Annotated in this window: 18 protein-coding genes; 17 read left to right on the top strand and 1 reads right to left on the bottom strand. The window is 69.3% G+C overall.

Annotated features, from left to right (window positions below; translation table 11 throughout):
* The first annotated feature begins 78 nt into the window (after window positions 1-78).
* The 15 genes from mraY to G5C66_RS01785 all read left to right on the top strand — a co-directional run bounded on the left by mraY (window position 79) and on the right by G5C66_RS01785 (window position 14,636).
* The gene (gene mraY / locus G5C66_RS01855) at window positions 79-1,197 is read left to right on the top strand and encodes a phospho-N-acetylmuramoyl-pentapeptide-transferase (protein WP_165109132.1); all 1,119 of its coding nucleotides are present in this window, start codon (window positions 79-81) and stop codon (window positions 1,195-1,197) included.
* Window positions 1,179-2,645 carry a UDP-N-acetylmuramoyl-L-alanine--D-glutamate ligase gene (gene murD / locus G5C66_RS01850; protein ID WP_165109130.1) on the top strand — a complete coding sequence of 489 codons (1,467 nt, stop codon included), beginning with the start codon at window positions 1,179-1,181 and terminating at the stop codon, window positions 2,643-2,645. Before mraY ends, murD begins: the two co-directional genes overlap by 19 nt.
* A 107-nt stretch (window positions 2,646-2,752) precedes the next feature.
* Entirely contained in the window at window positions 2,753-4,045 is a 1,293-nt protein-coding gene (gene ftsW / locus G5C66_RS01845; protein ID WP_165109128.1) for a putative lipid II flippase FtsW, read from the top strand.
* Between the two features lie 13 nt (window positions 4,046-4,058).
* The gene (gene murG, locus G5C66_RS01840) at window positions 4,059-5,138 is read left to right on the top strand and encodes an undecaprenyldiphospho-muramoylpentapeptide beta-N-acetylglucosaminyltransferase (RefSeq protein WP_165109126.1); all 1,080 of its coding nucleotides are present in this window, start codon (window positions 4,059-4,061) and stop codon (window positions 5,136-5,138) included.
* Window positions 5,135-6,553, top strand: a complete 1,419-nt coding sequence (murC, locus tag G5C66_RS01835) for a UDP-N-acetylmuramate--L-alanine ligase (RefSeq protein WP_165109124.1) — start codon at window positions 5,135-5,137, stop codon at window positions 6,551-6,553. Before murG ends, murC begins: the two co-directional genes overlap by 4 nt.
* A gap of 17 nt (window positions 6,554-6,570) precedes the next feature.
* Window positions 6,571-7,488, top strand: coding sequence for a cell division protein FtsQ/DivIB (locus G5C66_RS01830; protein WP_165109122.1), 918 nt, complete (start codon window positions 6,571-6,573; stop codon window positions 7,486-7,488).
* Between the two features lie 200 nt (window positions 7,489-7,688).
* Window positions 7,689-8,936 carry a cell division protein FtsZ gene (gene ftsZ, locus G5C66_RS01825; protein ID WP_165109120.1) on the top strand — a complete coding sequence of 416 codons (1,248 nt, stop codon included), beginning with the start codon at window positions 7,689-7,691 and terminating at the stop codon, window positions 8,934-8,936.
* A gap of 25 nt (window positions 8,937-8,961) precedes the next feature.
* Complete coding sequence (gene pgeF / locus G5C66_RS01820) at window positions 8,962-9,672, top strand: peptidoglycan editing factor PgeF (RefSeq protein WP_165109118.1); 711 nt, start codon at window positions 8,962-8,964, stop codon at window positions 9,670-9,672.
* A complete protein-coding gene (locus G5C66_RS01815; protein ID WP_165109116.1) occupies window positions 9,672-10,373 on the top strand; it encodes a YggS family pyridoxal phosphate-dependent enzyme in 702 nt (233 codons plus the stop codon). The genes pgeF and G5C66_RS01815 overlap by 1 nt, the downstream gene beginning before the upstream one ends.
* A gap of 36 nt (window positions 10,374-10,409) precedes the next feature.
* Window positions 10,410-10,895, top strand: coding sequence for a cell division protein SepF (locus G5C66_RS01810; RefSeq protein ID WP_165109114.1), 486 nt, complete (start codon window positions 10,410-10,412; stop codon window positions 10,893-10,895).
* Window positions 10,896-11,049: 154 nt separating this feature from the next.
* A complete protein-coding gene (locus G5C66_RS01805) occupies window positions 11,050-11,817 on the top strand; it encodes a DivIVA domain-containing protein (protein WP_241248118.1) in 768 nt (255 codons plus the stop codon).
* A gap of 459 nt (window positions 11,818-12,276) precedes the next feature.
* Window positions 12,277-12,705 (top strand): TraR/DksA C4-type zinc finger protein, encoded by a 429-nt coding sequence (locus tag G5C66_RS01800; protein WP_165109110.1) that lies wholly within the window; start codon window positions 12,277-12,279, stop codon window positions 12,703-12,705.
* On the top strand, window positions 12,678-13,253 hold the full coding sequence (lspA, locus tag G5C66_RS01795; protein ID WP_206443579.1) for a signal peptidase II: 576 nt from the start codon (window positions 12,678-12,680) through the stop codon (window positions 13,251-13,253). The genes G5C66_RS01800 and lspA overlap by 28 nt, the downstream gene beginning before the upstream one ends.
* Window positions 13,250-14,191, top strand: coding sequence for an RluA family pseudouridine synthase (locus G5C66_RS01790; protein WP_165109106.1), 942 nt, complete (start codon window positions 13,250-13,252; stop codon window positions 14,189-14,191). The genes lspA and G5C66_RS01790 overlap by 4 nt, the downstream gene beginning before the upstream one ends.
* Window positions 14,169-14,636, top strand: a complete 468-nt coding sequence (locus tag G5C66_RS01785; protein WP_165109104.1) for a GNAT family N-acetyltransferase — start codon at window positions 14,169-14,171, stop codon at window positions 14,634-14,636. The genes G5C66_RS01790 and G5C66_RS01785 overlap by 23 nt, the downstream gene beginning before the upstream one ends.
* A 7-nt stretch (window positions 14,637-14,643) precedes the next feature.
* On the opposite strand, the gene mmuM is transcribed toward G5C66_RS01785, so the two are convergent.
* Window positions 14,644-15,507 (bottom strand): homocysteine S-methyltransferase, encoded by an 864-nt coding sequence (gene mmuM, locus G5C66_RS01780; RefSeq protein ID WP_165109102.1) that lies wholly within the window; start codon window positions 15,505-15,507, stop codon window positions 14,644-14,646.
* Window positions 15,508-15,651: 144 nt separating this feature from the next.
* On the opposite strand from mmuM, the gene dnaE reads away from it, so the two are divergent.
* Window positions 15,652-19,236: a DNA polymerase III subunit alpha gene (gene dnaE, locus G5C66_RS01775; RefSeq protein ID WP_165109100.1), complete on the top strand. Its 3,585-nt coding sequence runs from the start codon at window positions 15,652-15,654 to the stop codon at window positions 19,234-19,236.
* Window positions 19,221-19,835 (top strand): hypothetical protein, encoded by a 615-nt coding sequence (locus G5C66_RS01770; RefSeq protein WP_165109098.1) that lies wholly within the window; start codon window positions 19,221-19,223, stop codon window positions 19,833-19,835. The genes dnaE and G5C66_RS01770 overlap by 16 nt, the downstream gene beginning before the upstream one ends.
* Window positions 19,836-19,856 lie beyond the last annotated feature (21 nt).

Here is a 19,856-nt window from a genome sequence, read left to right as displayed (position 1 = left end):
GGGCCGGTGTCTTCGCTATGCACACCGGCCCGGGGGCAAGGACATGGAACGGCATGGCAAGGAAGGCACCCGGCTGACATGAGAGCGATCTTGCTGAGCGGAGCGATTGCGCTTCTGTTCTCGCTGCTCGGCACCCGATTTGCGATCGTACAGTTCACGAAGTTGGGCTACGGCCAGGAGATCCGGGAGGACGGGCCGACCACCCACCGCACCAAGCGCGGCACGCCGACCATGGGTGGCGTCGCCATCGTGATCTCGGTCGTGGTGGGCTACTTCGCGGCCAAGCTGCTGACCGGCGACGCCCCGAGCGCGACCGCCTACCTGCTGCTCTTCCTGCTGGTGGGCATGGCCGCGGTCGGCTTCGTCGACGACTTCATCAAGGTCTTCATGCAGCGCAACCTCGGTCTGCGCGCGTGGTCCAAGATGGTCGGGCAGACGCTGGTCGCGGTCGGTTTCGGCGCGGTGGCGATCCACCCCGGCCTGGCCAACGACGACGGCATCACGCCCGCGGCCGACCAGCTCTCCTTCATCCGAGACTTCGGGCCCCACTTCCTCGGCGGCGACGGTGTCCTCTACTGGCTCGGCGGCGCCCTGCTGCTGGGCATCTTCTGGATCATGGTCACCGGCACGTCCAACGCCACCAACCTCACCGACGGCCTCGACGGCCTGCTGGCGGCGTCCTCGGCGATCGTCTTCGCGGCCTACACGATCATCTCGATCTGGCAGAACAACCAGCGCTGCGGCCGCCCGAGCGTGGAGATCGGCACCTGCTACGAGGTGCGCGACCCGCTCGACATGGCGATCCTCGGCGCCGCGATCAGCGGCGCGTGCATCGGTTTCCTGTGGTGGAACGCGAGCCCCGCGAAGATCTTCATGGGCGACACCGGCTCGCTCGCGCTCGGCTCCGTGCTGGCCGGCTTCGCGATCCTGTCCCACACCGAGTTCCTGCTGATCATCCTCGGCGGCCTCTTCGTCACCGAGACGGTTTCCGTGATCCTGCAGACGGGCTGGTTCAAGATCACCCGCAAGGTGACCGGCACCCCGAAGCGCATCTTCCGGATGACCCCGATCCATCACCACTTCGAGATGCTCGGCTGGGAACAGGTGACCGTGGTGATCCGGTTCTGGATCATCACCGGCCTCTGCGTCGCGGCCGGTCTGGGAATCTTCTACGCCGAATGGGTGGCGACCATCTGATGGACCTCGAGAACCTCGACAAGCTCGGCCGCAACGACTCCTGGGAGGGCGTGCGGGCGGTCGTCGCCGGCTTCGGCGTCTCCGGCTTCGCGGCCGCCGACAACCTCACCCACCTGGGTGCCTCCGTGATCGCCCTGGACGAGTCCCCGGGTGACGAGGAGCGCCAGGAGAAGGCCAAGCTCCTCGGCATCCTGGGTGCCGACGTACGCCTCGGCGAGGGCGCCACCCACGTGCTGCCCGACGACGTCGACGTCGTGGTCACCTCGCCCGGCTGGCGCCCGACCGCGCCGCTGCTCGCCCAGGCGCGCGAGCGCGGCATCCCGATCTGGGGAGAGGTCGAGCTCGCCTGGCGGCTGCGCGACCCCGACAACGCCGCCCCCTGGCTGGCGGTCACCGGCACCAACGGCAAGACCACGACCGTGCAGATGCTCGACAACATCCTGCGTACGGCCGGGCTGCGGTCCGTCGCCGTCGGCAACGTCGGCCTGCCGATCGTCGAGGCCGTGATGGACCCCGAGCCCTACGACGTCTTCGCCGTCGAGCTCTCCTCCTTCCAGCTCCACTACACCTCGTCGATGGCCGCCGAGGCCGCCGTCGTCCTCAACATCGCCGAGGACCACCTCGACTGGTACCCCTCGATGAAGGAGTACGCCGCCGACAAGGGCCGCGTCTACGAGGGCGTCGAGCGGGCCTGCGTCTACAACGTCGCCGACGAGGCCACCATGCACCTGGTCGAGGAGGCCGACGTGGTCGAGGGCGCCCGCGCCATCGGGTTCACGCTCGGCACCCCGGCCGTCGGCCAGGTCGGCGTCGTCGAGGACATCCTGGTCGACCGGGCCTTCATCGAGGAGCGCCAGACCTCCGCCGCGGAGCTGTGCCAGATCTCCGACCTGGCCTCCTCCGCGCCCCACTACGTCCAGAACGCGCTCGCCGCCGCCGCGCTCGCTCGGGCCCACGGCGTCTCCCAGGCAGCCGTACGCGACGGCCTGAAGTCGTTCCGCCCCGACGGCCACCGCATCGAGGTCGTCGCCGAGGTCGGCGGCGTCACCTGGGTCGACGACTCCAAGGCCACCAACCCGCACGCCGCGCAGGCCTCGCTGCAGGCCTACGACCCGGTGGTCTGGATCGCCGGCGGCCTGGCCAAGGGCGCTCGGTTCGAGGACCTGGTCGCCTCCATCCACGACCGGCTGCGCGCCGTCATCCTGATCGGCCAGGACAGGGACGTGATCGCCTCCGCCCTCGCCGCCCATGCCGGTGGCATCGAGGTCGTCCAGCTCGACGAGCCCGACGGCGAGGCCGCTCTCGCCGAGGCCGTCGAGATCGCCGCCGCCCTGGCCAAGCCCGGCGACACCGTGCTCCTGGCCCCCGGCTGCGCCAGCCAGGACCAGTTCCGCGACTACAAGGCGCGCGGCGACGCCTTCGCCGACGCCGTACGCCGCACCGTCTGACCCGCCGCGGGCGGGGAGCCGACACGCGGAGGCAGATGCGCCCCGAGCGCCGAGACGGCGGCGAGAATGTAACGGACGTACTGGAGCGGGAACTGGGAGGTAGGCCCGTGACGACCACCAGCCCCGACCAGACCGGTTCCGGCTCGGCCGAGCAGGCCAAGGCGTACCCGAAGACGGTGCTCGGCTACCTCAAGGCGTGGTTCCATGCGCTGCGGGTCGCGCTGAACCGGCCGCTGGCCGCCTACTACCTGCTGCTCACCAGCACGGCGCTGCTGCTGACCATCGGGCTGATCATGGTGCTGAGCGCCTCGAGCGTGTGGGCCTACACCCAGATGGGCAACTCCTACGCGATCGTCGGGCGGCAGGTGCTCTGGGTGATCATCGGCATCCCGTGCGCGTTCATCGCCTCCAGGATCAAGCCGAAGCACCTGCGACGCCTGGCCTGGCCGGGATACGTCGTCGCCTGCGTGCTGCTCTTCCTCACCATCTTCCTGGGTCACGACGTCAACGGGCAGCAGAACTGGATCGGCGCCGGTCCGGTCAAGATCCAGCCGTCCGAGATCGCCAAGCTGGCGATCGTGCTGTGGGCGGCCCACGTCTATGCGCTCAAGGAGCGCCGGCTCGACAGTCTCCACGAGGTGCTGATGCCGGTCCTGCCCGGCATCGCGCTGGCCACCGGGCTCGTCCTCGCCGGCCGGGACCTCGGCACCGCGCTGGTCTTCTTCGCGATCGTGCTCGGGATGCTGTGGGTCGTCGGCGCACCGGGCAAGCTCTTCGGGATGGCGATCTCGATCATCGGCGTCTCGGTGCTCTTCCTGATCAGCACCGACACCGAGCGGCTCGCCCGGCTGACCAGCTTCGCCGACCCGTTCAAGGACTACCACGGACAGGGCTGGCAGCCTTCCCACGGTCTCTACGCGCTCAGCTCGGGCGGCGTGCTGGGGCAGGGGATCGGCGCGTCCCAGCAGAAGTGGGGCGACCTGCCCGAGGCCCACACCGACTACATCTTCGCGGTGCTGGGTGAGGAGCTGGGCCTGGTCGGCACGCTCCTGGTCGTCGGTCTCTTCCTGACCCTCGCCTTCGCGCTGGTCAAGGTCGCGCGCCAGACCGACCGGCCGTTCGTCCGCTACTTCAGCTTCGGTGTCCTGGTCTGGCTGCTCGGCCAGATGATCATCAACGTCGGCATGGTGCTCGCCCTGCTGCCGGTCATCGGCATCCCGCTGCCGCTGGTCTCCTACGGCGGCTCGGCGCTGATCCCGTCGATGGTCGCGCTCGGTGTCGTGATCGGCTTCGCCCGCCGCGAACCGGCGGCGGCCGCGGCGCTGAAGCAGCGTAAAGCCTTGGCAAAGGATCGGGCACGCCAGGCAGCCGCCTACCGGTCCGCTCAACGCAACCGATAAGTTCTGACGCATCATGAAGGCCCTCCTCGCCGGCGGTGGCACCGCTGGACACACATCCCCTCTGCTCGCCACGGCTGACGCCCTGCGCCGTCTCGACCCCAGCGTGGAGGTGACCTGCCTCGGCACGCCTCGCGGCCTGGAGAACCAGGTGGTCCCCGCCGCGGGATACCCGCTCGAGCTGATCCCGCCGGTGCCGATGCCGCGTCAGCTCAGCAGCGACCTGCTGAAGGTGCCGGCCAACCTCAAGGGCGCTGTCGACGCGACGTACGAGGTGCTCGACCGGGTCCGTCCCGACGTGGTCGTCGGCTACGGCGGGTACGTCTCGATGCCGGCCTATCTCGCCGCGAAGCGGCGTCGCATCCCGATCGTCGTGCACGAGGGCAACGCGATGCCCGGGCTCGCCAACAAGGCGGGTGCCCGGGTCGCCGACCGGGTGGCGGTCAGCTTCCCCGACACCAAGCTGCCGAAGGCCGAATACATCGGCCTGCCGATCCGCCGGATGATCTCGACGCTGGACCGCTGGGCGCTGCGCGCCGAGGCCCGCAGCTTCTTCGGGCTCGACCAGCACCGCCCGACCGTCGTGGTCACCGGCGGCTCGCAGGGCGCCCGCACCATCAACGAGGCGGTCTCCGGCGCCTACCGGACGCTGGCCAGCAACGGCATCCAGGTGCTCCACGTGATCGGCCCGAAGAACGAGCTCGCCTCGCCCGGCCCCGGCTACCACGTGCTCAACTACGTCGACCGGATGGACCTCGCGCTCGCCGCGGCCGACCTGATGATCTGCCGCTCCGGCGCCAACTCGGTGATCGAGGCGAGCGCGGTGGGTGTCCCGGCGGTCTACGTACCCCTCCCGATCGGCAACGGCGAGCAGTCGCTCAACGCGCGGGCGGTCGTCGAGGCCGGTGGCGCGGTGCTGGTCCCCGACGCCGAGATGAACGCCGGCTGGGTCGCCGGCAACGTACCCCCGATCGTCACCGACCGCGCCCGGCTCGAGGCGATGTCGAAGGCGGCCAGCGACCTGGTCCCGCGCGACGCGGACGAGCGGCTGGCGCGGATGATCTTCGAGGTCGTCGCAGGAGGAGGTAGGTCATGAGGGTTCCGGTTCCTGAGCACATCCTTCCCGCCGAGCAGCTGGGCAAGGTCCACTTCATCGGCATCGGCGGTGCCGGCCTGTCGGCGATCGCCCGGGTCATGCTGGCCCGCGGGATCCAGGTCTCCGGCAGCGACGGTGCCGACTCCTCGATGGTCGCGGCGCTGCGCGAGGAGGGCGCGACCGTCTACGTCGGCCACGACGCCTCCCAGGTCGAGGGCGTCGACACGCTGATCGTCTCCACTGCGATCCGCGAGGACAACCCCGAGTACGTCGCGGCCGTCGAGAAGGGCCTGCGGATCTACCCGCGCTCGGCCGGCCTGGCCTCGGTCATGGAGGGTCGCCGTGTCCTCGCCGTCGCCGGCACCCACGGCAAGACCACCACGACCTCGCTGCTGACCGTCGCGCTGCAGGCCGCGGGCGCCGCGCCGACCTACACGGTCGGCGGCGAGCTGGCCGCCTCCGGCACCAACGCCGCGGAGGGCTCCGGCGACCTCTTCGTCGCCGAGGCCGACGAGTCCGACGGTGCCTTCCTGGTCTACAAGCCCTACGCCGCGGTCGTCACCAACGTCGAGGCCGACCACCTCGACCAGTGGGGCACCGAGGAGGCCTACCGCGAGGGCTTCGCCCAGTTCGTGGGGCGCCTCGCCCCCGACGGCTTCCTGGTCGCGGTCATCGACGACCCGGGCGCCGCCGACCTGCGCCACGTCGCCCACTCGCTCGGCCGCCGCTTCATCGGCGTCGGTGAGTCGGAGTTGGCCGACGTACGCGCCGTCGATGTCGTCCTGGAGGGCACCACCTCCTCGTTCACGGTCGTCGACGGGCTCGACGAGCTGGGCCGGGTCACGCTGCAGATCCCGGGGCGCCACTACGTCGCCGACGCGCTTGCCGCGCTGACCGTCGGTCTGCGCCTCGGCCACTCCTTCGACCTGCTCAAGGCGGGTCTGGAGTCGTTCACCGGCACCCGGAGGCGGATGGAGCGCAAGGGCGAGGCCGCAGGCGTACGCGTCTACGACTCCTACGCCCACCACCCCTCCGAGATCGCCGGCGACCTCGTCTCCGGCCGGTCCGTGGCGGGGGAGGGGCGACTGGTCGTCGCCTTCCAGCCCCACATGGTCTCGCGCACCCGCATCTTCGGCGAGGAGATGGGCCGCGTGCTCGGTGCCGCCGACGAGGTCGTCGTCCTCGACGTCTACCTCGCCCGCGAGGACTACGACCCCGAGGTCACCGGCAAGCTGGTCGCCGACGCGGTCCCGCTCCCGGCGGACCGTGTCGTCGCCGTCGAAGGGCTCGAGCAGGCGGCGGACGAGCTGGCCCGCCGCGCCCGTCCGGGTGACCTGGTTCTGACGCTCGGGGCAGGTACCGTGACCGAGGTGGGTCCGATGGTGCTTGCCAAGCTGCGTACGGCAGAGCAGTAACGCTGGGGGAGGCGAGCATGGGGGAGAAGGGGTCGGACACCGAGATCGCCCAGGCCCTGGAGATCGCCCAGTCGGCGTCCGGGGAGCGTGAGCTGGACCTCGACTCGGTGGAGGCGGAAGCCGGAGCCGAGGCGACCGACGAGGCGGGCGACGAGCCGACCGGGGAGCAGGAGCCCGAGCGGCCGGCGGTCGACGCCGCGACCCTGAAGAGCCGCAAGGCCTTCGCCCGCCGCCAGTGGCGACGGCGCTGGCTCGCCTGGCGCTACCTCATCGTCGGCACGCTGGTCATCGCCCTCCTGCTCGGCGGGATCTGGGCCGTCTACTTCTCCACCTGGCTGCAGGTCAAGGGCACCTCGGTGCACGGCACCATGAAGATGACCAGCGCCAAGGCGGTCGCCGAGTTCGCGGCGGCTCCGGTCGGCGAGCCGCTGGCCACCGCCGACCTCGAGGCCGTGCAGGTGCGGGTGCTCAACGGCCTGCCGATGGTGCGCTCGGTCAACGTCTCGCGCGAGTGGCCCGACAAGATCCGCATCGACGTCACCGAACGTACGCCGGTCGCGGTCGTGTCGATCGGTGGCAGGCTCCGGGCACTGGACGAGACCGGCACCGTCTTCTGGGACTACAAGAAGGCGCCGGCCGGCCTGCCGAAGGTGAACACCGTGACCGGCACCAACTCCGATGCGCTCCGCGAGGCCGCCGCGGTGGCCTCGGCGCTCCCGGCCGACCTGGCCAAGCGGGTCGACTACGTCGAGGTCACCACGGTCGACTCGATCTCGCTGGAGCTGCGCAGCGACAAGCGTGTGGTGTGGGGGAGCAGTGCCCAGTCCGACACCAAGGCCGACGTGCTGGTGGCGCTGATGAAGGCGGAGCCCGACGTGGCCCGCTACGACGTCTCCGTGCCCGGCCAGCCCGTCACCAGCAAGAGCGTCGACTGATCCGGAGCGGAGATCTTCCCTACCGGACGGCAACGGATCGGCACAACTGATCTGTGCCCGCGTGTCGCGCCAGTTTGAGGACGTACGTCTGCCTACTGTTCTGAGAACGGCGAGGTTGACATAACTATAACCCTCAGCCTGAGGGTAAGGGTTGAGAGACCCGCCGTAAGGACCAACCAGCGATCGAAGGGGCGACCACCGTGGGAGCTGCACAGAACTATCTGGCGATCATCAAGGTCGTCGGCATCGGTGGCGGCGGCGTCAACGCTGTCAACCGGATGATCGAGGTCGGCCTCAAGGGGGTCGAGTTCATCGCCATCAACACCGACGCCCAGGCGCTGCTGATGAGCGACGCCGACGTCAAGCTCGACATCGGCCGTGAGCTCACCCGCGGTCTCGGTGCCGGCGCCAACCCGAGCGTGGGGGAGAGCGCCGCCGAGGACCACGCCGACGAGATCGAAGAGGTCATCAAGGGCGCCGACATGGTCTTCGTGACCGCCGGCGAGGGCGGCGGCACCGGCACGGGCGGCGCTCCGGTCGTGGCCCGCATCGCCCGCAGCCTCGGTGCCCTGACCATCGGTGTGGTGACCCGCCCGTTCGCCTTCGAGGGCCGTCGTCGCGCCAACTCCGCCGAGGAGGGGATCACGAAGCTCCGCGAGGAGGTCGACACCCTCATCGTCATCCCCAACGACCGGCTGCTGTCGATCTCCGACCGCAACGTTTCGGTGATGGACGCGTTCCGTCAGGCCGACCAGGTGCTGCTGCAGGGTGTCTCCGGCATCACCGACCTGATCACCACGCCCGGCCTGATCAACCTCGACTTCGCCGACGTGAAGTCGGTCATGTCCAACGCCGGATCGGCGCTGATGGGCATCGGCTCCGCCCGCGGCGACAACCGCAGCGTCGAGGCCGCCGAGATGGCCGTCTCCTCGCCGCTGCTGGAGGCGTCCATCGACGGCGCCCACGGCGTCCTGCTCTCGATCGCCGGCGGCTCCGACCTCGGCCTCTTCGAGATCAACGAGGCCGCCGCCCTGGTCGCCGACGCGGTCCACCAGGAGGCCAACATCATCTTCGGTGCGACCATCGACGACGCGCTCGGCGACGAGGTCCGCGTCACGGTGATCGCGGCCGGCTTCGACGGCGGCATGCCGAAGCGTCGCGAGGGCGCCTCGGCGCTCGGTAGCGTGCAGGGCCGGTCCACCGGCTCGCGGCCGGCCGACAACGGCGAGACCGCCGCCGTGGCCACCGCGGTCGCGACCCGGCGCACCGAGGAGGCCGCCGAGGCTCCGGCCGCGGCGCCGGAGAAGCCCGCGCCCGCCAAGCCGGCCGCTCCCGCGACCCCTCCGCCCGCGGCTCCGCCGGCCGAGCCCGCTCCGGTCGCCAAGAAGCCGGCCCCGAGCGTGCAGTTCAGCGATGATGAGCTCGACGTTCCCGATTTCCTGAAGTAAGCACAGTTTGAAGTAAGGCCCCTTCTTGTACTCCTTCCGAGCCTCCGCAGGCCTCGTCGACCTGGCGTTCACCGACAGGTACGGCGGGGTCAGCCGTGCTCCCTACGCCGAGCTCAACCTGGCGATCAACGGATCGGACTCCCCGGAGGCCAAGGCCGAGAACCACCGGCTGCTGCTGGCCGACTTCGCCGACGGCGCTCCCTACGCCGACCTCTACCAGGTCCACGGCGACGCGGTCGTCGACGCGGAGTGCGGCGTCCGCCCGGAGGCGGACGGCATCGTCACCACCGAGCGCGACCTGGTGCTGCTGGTCCGGACCGCCGACTGTGTACCCGTGCTGTTCGCGGACGAGGCCGCCGGGGTCATCGGTGCGGCCCACGCCGGACGCAAGGGGATGGCGGCCGGCGTCGTGCCCGCGACCCTCGCCCGGATGCGCGCCCTCGGCGCGACCCGGATCACCGCCTGGGTGGGACCGCACGTGTGCGGCAAGTGCTACGAGGTGCCTGCCGAGATGCAGGAGGAGATCGCCGCGGTCGAGCCGGCTGCGCGCGCCACCACGAGCTGGGGCACCCCCAGCCTCGACGTCGGGGCCGGAGTGCTCTCCCAGCTGGCCCGCGAGGGTGTCGAGACGGTCGACGCGAGCCGCTGCACCCGCGAGTCCGAGGACCTCTACTCCTACCGCCGTGACGGCGCCGGCATGTCGCTGGGTGCCCTGATCCGGCTGCGGGGTGCCTGATGGGCGACCGCACCGAGGAGATCGCCGAGGGGCTCGCCGAGACCCGCGAGCGGATCGCCGCGGCGGCCAAGGCCGCCGGCCGCCCCGCCGACGACGTCCACCTGATCGTCGTCACCAAGTTCTTCCCGGCCTCCGACGTACGCATCCTGGCCGGCCTCGGCGTCACCGACGTCGGCGAGAACCGCCACCAGGAGGCGGCGGCCAAGGCGGCCGAGTGCGCCGACCTGGGGCTGCGCTGGCACTACATCGGCGGGCTTCAGTCCAACAAGGCGGCGGCCGTGGCCGGCTACGCCGACGTGGTCGAGTCCGTCGACCGCTCCTCGCTGCTGCCCCGGCTGAGCCGTGGCGCCGGGGAGCGCGGCCAGATCCTCGACGTGCTCCTGCAGGTCTCCCTCGACCCGCCCGGGCGCGAGGGGCGTGCCGGGGCGGACCCCGGTGACGTACGCGACCTCGCTGCCGAGGTCGAGGCGACCGACGGGCTCCGTCTGCGGGGCCTGATGGCGGTCGCTCCGCTCGGCGAGGACCCGGACCCGGCCTTCGTCCGGCTGGCGCGGATCCGGGAGGACTTCCTGGTCGAGTATCCCGAGGCGACGGTGCTGTCGGCGGGGATGAGTGGCGACCTGGAACAGGCGATTGCCCATGGCGCGACACACGTACGTGTCGGGTCTGCGGTCCTCGGAGAGAGGCCAACTGTCAAGTAATGTCTCGGGAAGCAATACTCTGGGGAAGGTGGGAACATGAGCGGCGCTATGCGCAGGTTCGGTGAATACCTCGGCCTGCTCGAGGACACCGGGTACGACGACGACGTCTACGAGGGTGATGACGACGAGACCCGCTCCCACGAGGCCGTCAAGGCGCCGGTGCGGTCGAAGCAGTCCCGTCCGGCCCCCGTGGCTGACCTTTCCGAGCGGCGACGAGCAACGGTGGTGCCAGCAGTGGCAGAGCTTTCCAAGATCATCACGCTGACCCCGACGTCCTACAACGAAGCGCGTCAGGTCGGCGAGAACTACCGCGACGGGACGCCGGTGATCATGAACCTCACCGAGATGAACGACGCGGACGCGAAACGGCTTGTCGACTTTGCCGCGGGCTTGATCTTTGCTACCTATGGGAACATCGAGAGGGTCACCAACAAGGTGTTTCTTATCTCACCTGCGAACGTTTCGGTCACGGCTGAGGCCAAGCAGAGGATCGTTGAGGGCGGCTTCTTCAACCAGAGCTGAAGCCTTCGACACCTGCCTGTGGGTGCCTGGATGCGGTCCGCATCTGGCATGTCTACGGACAGGCGCTAGAGTTTCGACAGCATTAACCTGATGCCGCCCCCCCGGCGGTGCAGTCCGTACGTCTGAGTCAACCGAGTAATGAATGGGTGAGGTCATGCCGCTGACGCCAGAGGACGTGAGCAACAAGCGCTTTACTCCCGTCCGGCTCCGCGAGGGCTACGACATGGGCGAGGTGGATCAGTTCCTCGACGAGGTCGAGGCCGAACTGGCACGTCTCACCCGGGAGAACGACGACCTTCGCGGGAAGTTGGCATCTGCGCAGTCGGGTGGGGGTCCGTCCTTCCCGATGGCTCCCGAGCCGCCTGCTCCTGAGCCGATGCCGGCCCCCGAGCCGGTCTCGCACCAGATGCCGATGTACCAGGAGGCACCGCAGACCGGCGGCATCGAGACGATCCGGGTCGAGACCGTGCCGGAGGCCTCCAACGCCGCGGCGCGACTGCTCGAGCTGGCCACGCGCAACCACGACGCGCTCATCGACACCGCCAAGAACGACGCCGACAAGATCGTCGGCGAGGCCCGCACCAAGGCCGAGCGCCTCGAGTCGGAGGCGAAGGCGAAGGCGGACCGCATGGAGGCCGACGCGCGCACCCGTGCGCAGATGCTCGACAGCGAGACCGCCGAGCGTCGTCAGCAGCTCTTCGGCGAGCTGGAGCGTGAGAAGGACAACCTGACCACCGAGGTCGACACGCTGCGCAACTTCGAGCGTGAGTACCGTTCGCGTCTGAAGAGCTACTTCACGCAGCAGCTCGACGCGCTGAACAACTCGGCTGAGTCACAGGCGCCCGTCATGGCGGCCGCCGTCAACGAGTCGGGCCCGGCGCCCAAGCGCTTGCGTTCCATCCTGGGGGAAGACGAGGGCTGAGGTCCTCGTAGTCAGGCTTCCATCGGCCGGTCCCGCGTCGCGGGGCCGGCCGATGCGCATGTCCCGGCCTTCTGACGGGTACGGCACGGAAACGCGTTGTAGCAGGTGAGATGGGTCCTGTACGTGGATTGTGCGGTTTTTCCACGCTGCGGACCAATATGAGTGCAGTTTCGGTGTGTTAGTTGAGTGGAGCACGATCCCGGGCTACATTCCGGGCACGCACTCCGCACCGACTCGGCGGCGCGAAGTGATGGCAGGAGAAAGGGGACTCCATGTCTGTACCGATGAGGTGTCGCGCCAGCGCGGCAGTCGGGCGCGTCCAGGTGATGTCGCCCGAGCTTTCTGGGAATACCAGCTCCTACGTCATGGCTTCCACGTCGGTGGCCACGGCGAGCGCCTAGCCAAACCTGACCACCGTGCGGCCCGGGGGGCCGTGTCTCACACCAGAAAGCGAGTGCCGTGCCTAAGAAAGCAACCAAGACCGTCGTATCTCCTGACCAGCTGAAGGTCAAGGACGGCGAGGACCCGTGGACCAAGGACGAGCTCAACGAGGTCGTCGACGAGCTCCACGAGATGAGGGCCCACAGCCTCGAGGTGCTCACCGCCCTCGAGACCGAGCTCTCCGGCCTGATGAAGGACTCCGGCGACGGCGCCGGCCAGGACCAGGCCGACATGGGGGCGACCAGCTTCGAGCGTGACCACGAGCTGACCGTGGTCAACAGCGAGAAGGACAAGCTGGCGCAGATCGAGCGGGTCCTGGGTTACCTCGAGGACGGGACGTACGGCATCTGTGAGTCCTGCGGGCAGCCGATCGGCAAGATGCGGCTCATGGCGTTCCCGCGTGCCACACTGTGCATGACATGCAAGCAGCGCGAGGAGCGTCGCTGAGCGACGCACACACCGGTCCTGAGTCCGACGTGCGCCCTGTTCGATGGGCCGAGTTCGCGACCGTCGCAGTGCTTCTGCTGGTCATCGACCAGCTCACGAAGCTCTGGGCGGTCGCGACGCTCGTTCCCGGGCAGCCGCAGGAGCTGATCGGCTCGGTGCTGCAGCTCAACATCATCCGCAACCCGGGAGCGGCGTTCTCGACGGGGACCGGCTACACCTGGGTCTTCACGACCCTGTCGATCGCGGCCACGATCGGCGTGCTCTGGTTCGCGCGCCGGGTGCGTCACCGCGGCTGGGCGTTCGCGCTCGGCCTCCTCATCGCGGGAGTCAGCGGCAACCTGATCGACCGGCTGCTGCGCGAGCCCGGTTTCTACGTCGGCCACGTCGTCGACTTCCTGCAGCTGCCCAACTGGCCGATCTTCAACGTCGCCGACATGTGCATCAACGTCGCGGCGGTGCTGATCGTGATCCTCTCGTTCAAGGGGATCGGGCTCGACGGCACCATCGACGGCGGGGCCGCGGACGTCTCCGAGGGCGAGGCGAAGTGAACTTCGGCCACGCCGACCAGCGCACGCTGCTCGTCCCCGACGGTCTGGAGGGGGAGCGGGTCGACGCCGCCATGGCGCGACTGTTCGGACTGTCCCGCACCCGGGCCGCGGAGCTGATCGCCGAGGGTCTGGTGACCGTGGACGGCTCGGCCGTGGCCAAGAGCGACCGGGTCAGCGCGGGGTCGATGCTCGACGCCACGATCCCGTCCCAGGCCGACCCGCTCGAGATCAAGCCCGAGATCGTCGAGGGCATCAAGATCATCTACGACGACGACGCCTTCGTGGTGATCGACAAGCCCGTCGGCGTGGCCGTGCACCCCTCGCCGGGCTGGCAGGGGCAGACCGTCGTCGGCCACCTCGCCGCGGCCGGCTTCCGGATCTCCACCTCGGGGGCCAAGGAGCGCGAGGGCATCGTCCAGCGCCTCGACGTCGGCACCTCGGGCGTGATGGTGATCGCCAAGTCCGAGCACGCCTACTCCGTTCTCAAGAACGCGTTCCGGCAGCGTACGGTCGACAAGACCTACCACGCGCTGGTCCAGGGCCATCCGGATCCGCTCGAGGGGACGATCGACGCCCCGATCGGACGGAATCCGAAGTACGACTACAAGTTCGCCGTCCGGGCCGACGGGCGCCACTCGGTGACGCACTACGAGACGCTCGAGGCGCACCGGTTCGCCTCGTTGCTGAAGATCCACCTCGAGACCGGGCGCACCCACCAGATCCGTGTGCACATGTCCGCGCTGAAGCACCCGTGCGTCGGCGACCTGACCTACGGAGCCGATCCGGCCCTGGCCCGCCGCGTCGGTGTCGAGCGGCAGTGGCTGCACGCGGTGCAGCTCGGCTTCGAGCACCCGGAGACCGGCGAGTACGTCACGTTCGAGTCGACCTACCCCGACGATCTCCAGCACGCTCTCGATGTCATCCGCGACGCGCACTGAGACGGTGCTCCGCCCGGCGGAGCCCGAGGACATCGCCGAGATCCTCACCACCTACGTCGAGGCCCGGGCCGCGGCGCCGATGCCCCCGCCGATCTACCCGGTCTCCGACATCCGGGAGTGGCTCGCGGTGAAGGTGCTCGCACCCCAGAAGGGGTCGCAGGTCTGGGTCGCCGAGGTCGCCGGCCAGGTCTCGGCCTTCGCCGCCTTCACCCCGACCTGGCTCGACGACCTCTTCGTCCACCCCCGCGCCCAGGGCACCGGCCTCGGCACCATGCTGCTCGACCTGGTGAAGTCCCTGGCCCCCGACGGCTTCGGTCTCTGGGTCTTCGAGATGAACACCCCGGCGCGGGCGTTCTACGCCCGCCACGGCCTGCGTGAGGTCGAGCGCACCGACGGCTCCGCCAACCAGGAGAAGACCCCCGACGTACGGATGGCCTGGCCCTGACCTGGGACTACTCGCCCTTCAGGTGGGCCATCTCGGCTGCGATGAGGGCGATCTCGCGCGGGCCGACGTGGCAGCAGCCACCGACGTACGCAGCACCGGAGCTCACCCAGGAGAGGGCCTCGCCGGGGCGGAAGTGAGGGGTGCCGGACCAGGCGCCGTCGGCGTAGGTCTCGCCGGTGTTGGGGTAGACGACGGCGGGTTCGCCGGTGGCGGTGGCCAGCTGGACGGCGGCGGGCACGTCGGCCGGGTCGCAGCAGTTGACGCCGACCGCGACCACGGAGCGGATCCCGGCGGCCAGCGCCAGGGCGTCGGCCAGGGGCTGGCCGGCCCGGGTCCGGGTGCCGGCGCAGGAGTAGGAGAACCAGACCGGGAGGCCGATGTCGTCGAGGAGGTCGACGAGCACCTCGGCCTCCTCGATGTCGGGGATGGTCTCGACCGCGATGAGGTCGGGGTCCTCGGTCTCGAGCAGAGCCAGCCGGGGCGCGTGGAAGTCGCGCAGCGTCGCCGCGGAGACGCCGTAGCGTCCGCGGTACTCCGAGCCGTCGGCCAGGTAGGCGCCGTAGGGTCCGATCGAGGCGGCGACCAGGCGCCCGGGAGCCTCGGCGGCGACCTCGCGCGCGACCCGGACGCTGCGGCGCAGCAGCTCGGTGGCGTACGTCTCGGTCATGCCCGCCTCCACGAAACCGGGCACGCTGGCCTGGTAGCTGGCGGTGGTCGCGACGTCGGCCCCGGCGGCGTAGTAGGCGCGGTGGACGGCGGCGATCTCCGCGGGTGACTCGTCCAGCAGCCGGGCGGTCCACAGGGCGCCGGAGACGTCGTGACCGCGTGCTTCGAGCGCGTTGGACAGGCCGCCGTCGAGGATCGTCACCACAACCCCGATGCTACGGCCTGCCGCTGTGAAAACTGTCGGTGGCGCCAGATAGTCTGTAGTCCTTCCCCCAGGTCGTCCGTCGTCGTTGAGCACGGGCTCCTGCGCCCGCTCCATCCGTTCGACCTCGAGGAGGGCTCCACGCCAATGGCGGCCGGCTCCAAGGACTCATTCGTCCACCTGCACGTCCACACCGAATACTCGATGCTGGACGGTGCCTCGCTCCTCGACGGTCTCTTCAAGCGGACCAGCGAGCTGGAGATGCCGGCGATCGCGATGACCGACCACGGCAACATGCACGGGGCCTACGACTTCTGGAAGAAGGCGAAGGCTCACGACGTCAAGCCGATCATCGGCATCGAGGCCTACATCACCCCGAACACCCCGCGTTCCGAGCGCAAGCGGGTGCGGTGGGGCAAGGGCGACGCCGCGCAGGAGGGCGGCGACGACGTCTCGGGTGGTGGCGCCTACACCCACATGACGATGTGGGCGGAGAACACCGGGGGGATGCACAACCTCTTCCGGCTCTCGAGCCGGTCCAGCCTGGAGGGCTACTACTTCAAGCCGCGGATGGACAAGGAGATCCTCGCCGAGCACTCCAAGGGGATCATCGTCTCCACGGGTTGCCCGAGTGGCGCGATCCAGACCCGGCTGCGACTGGGCCAGTGGGAGGAGGCGCTCAAGGAGGCCGGCGAGCTGCAGGACATCTTCGGGAAGGACAACGTCTTCCTGGAGCTGATGGACCACGGCATCTCGATCGAGAAGCGGGTCCGCGACGATCTGCTCAAGCTCGGCAAGACCATGGGCATCCGCCCGGTCGCCACCAACGACTCCCACTACAACAACCCCGAGGACGCCGCGGCCCACGAGGCGCTGCTGTGCGTCCAGTCGGGCAGCCGGATGACGGAGCCGCCCTACTCCAAGGGCGGCAAGCGGTTCGCGTTCGAGGGCAGCGGCTACTACATCAAGTCCGCCGCGGAGATGCGTGAGCTGTGGGGGCAGCAGGACCTGATCGAGGCATGCGACAACACCCTGCTGATCGCCGAGCGCTGCGACGTCGAGTTCACCGAGTCGACCGGTGGCTACATGGCGCGCGCCGACATCCCCGAGGGCGAGACCGAGGAGTCCTGGCTGCGCAAGGAGACCTGGCGCGGCATCGAGCTCCGCTACCCGGGCGACAAGCTGACCCAGGAGGTCAAGGACCGCGTCGAGTTCGAGATCGACGTCATCCTGCAGAAGGGCTACCCGGGCTACTTCCTCGTGGTCGCCGACTTCATCCAGTGGTCGAAGAACAACGGCATCCGGATCGGCCCGGGCCGTGGTTCGGGTGCGGGGTCGATCGTGGCGTACGCGTTGAGGATCACCGATCTCGACCCGCTCGAGCACGGCCTCTTCTTCGAGCGGTTCCTCAACCCCGAGCGTCCCTCGATGCCCGACTTCGACATCGACTTCGACGACCATCGCCGTGGCGAGACGATCAAGTACGTCACGGAGAAGTACGGCGCGGAGAAGGTCGCCCAGATCGCGACCTTCGGGCGGATCAAGGCCAAGCAGGCGATCAAGGACGCCGCCCGCATCCTCGACCACGGCTTCGCGATCGGCGACCGGATCACCAAGGCGCTGCCGCCCGACGTGATGGGCAAGGGCGTGCCGCTCAAGGAGCTGTTCAACCCCGAGCACAAGCGCTACGGCGAGGGTGGCGACTTCCGCGCCCTGCACGACTCCGACCCCGACGTCCGCAAGATCTACGAGACCGCGCTCGGTCTCGAGGGACAGATCCGGCAGACCGGCATCCACGCCGCCGGCGTGATCATGGCCTCCGAGCCGATCATCGACATCGTCCCGCTGATGGAGCCCAAGCAGGACGGCCAGGTCGTCACCCAGTTCGAGTATCCGACCTGTGAGTCGCTCGGCCTGGTCAAGATGGACTTCCTGGGCCTCTCCAACCTCCACACCCTCGAGGACGCGCTCGCCAACATCCGCGCCAACCGAGGCATCGACCTGGTGCTCGAGGACGTCCCGTTCGACGACAAGCCGACCTACGAGCTGATGCAGCGCGGCGACACGCTCGGCGTCTTCCAGCTCGATGGTGGTGGCATGCGCGCGCTGCTGCGGTCGATGCTTCCCGACCGCTTCGCCGACATCACTGCGGTCTCCGCGCTCTACCGGCCCGGCCCGATGGGTGCCGACTCCCACAACAAGTACGCCCACCGCAAGAACGGCCGCGAGCCGATCGTGCCGATCCATCCCGAGCTCGAGGAGCCGCTCGCGGAGGTGCTGGGGGAGACGTACGGCCTGATCGTCTACCAGGAGCAGGTGATGTCGATCGCGCAGGTCCTGGCGGGGTTCTCGCTGGGACAGGCGGACAACCTCCGCCGCGCGATGGGCAAGAAGAAGAAGGCCGAGCTCGACAAGCAGTACGCCGGGTTCCAGGCCGGCATGATCGAGCGCGGCTACTCCCAGGATGCGATCGACACCATCTGGGAGATCCTGCTGCCGTTCTCCGACTACGCGTTCAACAAGTCGCACTCGGCGGCCTACGGTGTGGTCACCTACTGGACCGCCTACCTCAAGGCCAACTACCCGACCGAATACATGGCCGCGCTCTTGACCTCGGTCAAGAACGACAAGGACAAGATGGCGATCTACCTCAACGAGTGTCGCCGGATGAAGATCGCGGTCCTGCCGCCCGACGTCAACGAGTCCTCCCACGACTTCACCGCGGTCGGCAACGACATCCGATTCGGTATGACCGCGGTCCGCAACGTCGGCGCCCAGGTGGTCGACGGGATCGTCGAGGCGCGCGAGTCGAAGGGGCGGTTCACCGACTTCAACGACTTCCTCTCCAAGGTGCCCGACCGAGCGTGCAACAAGCGCGTGATCGAGTCGCTGATCAAGGCCGGCGCCTTCGACGACATGAAGCACCGGCGCCGGGCGCTGGTGGCGATCCACGAGACCGCCGTGGACCAGTACGTCGACATCAAGCGCAACGAGGCGATCGGCCAGGACTCGCTCTTCGGTGGGCTCGACGACGGTGACGGGGTCGAGTTCGGGGTCTCGGTGACGATCCCGGAGATGGACGAGTGGGACAAGATGACCCTGCTCGGCCACGAGCGCGAGATGCTCGGCCTCTACGTCTCCGACCACCCGCTGATGGGCCTCGAGCACGTCCTCGCCAACGGCACCGACTGCACGATCGGCCAGCTGATGACCGACGAGACCCGGCCCCACAACTCCACCGTCACCGTCTCCGGGCTGGTCACCAACGTCAACCGGCGCATCACCAAGAAGGGCGACGCCTGGGCCACGGTGACGCTGGAGGACCTGGAGGGCTCCGTCGAGGTGCTGCTCTTCCCGTCCTCCTACCAGCTGGCGGCGCCCCACCTGGTCGAGGACTCGATCATCCGGGTCAAGGGCCAGCTCTCCCGCGACAAGGACCAGCCCGAGCTGCGCGGCCAGGAGGTCACCGTCCCCGACCTGACCGGCGGGCCGGGCGCGGCCGGGGGGCCGGTGGTGATCACGCTGCCGTCGACGCGGTGCACGCCGCCGGTGATCGCCTCGCTACGTGACGTACTGACCACATATCCCGGCGTAGCCGAGGTCAGGCTACGGTTGATGACACGGGACGCGACCCGGGTCATGAAGCTCGATGACCGGCTGCGGGTGACGCCGACTCCCGAGCTTTTCGCCGACCTCAAACACCTCCTCGGACCAGGATGCCTGACAATCTGATCGTGCCGCCGCCGCCCAGTCTTCATGTGACCGGTCGCCGCTCCACCCGCCCCGACCTGTCCCGTCCGGTGCTGGTGCAGGTGGCCGTCATCGCCGTGGCCTTCGTCGTCGGCGGTCTCGTGGCCGGCCTGGCGGCGGCGACCCTGTGGACCCCGCCGACCGGGATGGTGCTCGAAGACAAGTGGTATCGCGGGCTCGTCTCGATCGACCCGCCCACCATCGCGCAGAACATCGACCAAGGCGTCTTCGCGGCGACCGGGTGGTTCTCGGTCTGCGCGATCGTGCTCGGGCTGCTGGTCGGCATCGCGGCCGCGGTCTGGCTCAACCGCTCCGAGCTGGTCACCCTCGCCGCGCTGGCGGTCGGGGGCACGGCCGGCGGTGGTCTGATGCTGCTGGTCACCTCGCTGCTCTCACCCGAGGACCCCAACGGTCTCGCCAAGGGCGCCGCCGACGGCACCGTGCTCCAGGACAGCTTCCAGCTGGCCTCGCCATGGCTGGTCCTGCTCGTCCCGGGGTCGGCGATGCTGGCCCTGATGGTGATCTTCCTGATGTGGGCGCCCCACGAGCACGATGAGCGTCCGGACGAGCTGGCCAGGTGAAATTCGGCGGACAGCGCTCCG

The organism is Nocardioides turkmenicus (assembly GCF_011045035.1).
In the GTDB taxonomy this organism is placed as follows: domain Bacteria; phylum Actinomycetota; class Actinomycetes; order Propionibacteriales; family Nocardioidaceae; genus Nocardioides; species Nocardioides turkmenicus.
Note: the sequence above shows the minus strand (reverse complement) of the source record. Positions and strands in the feature narration are given on the sequence as shown.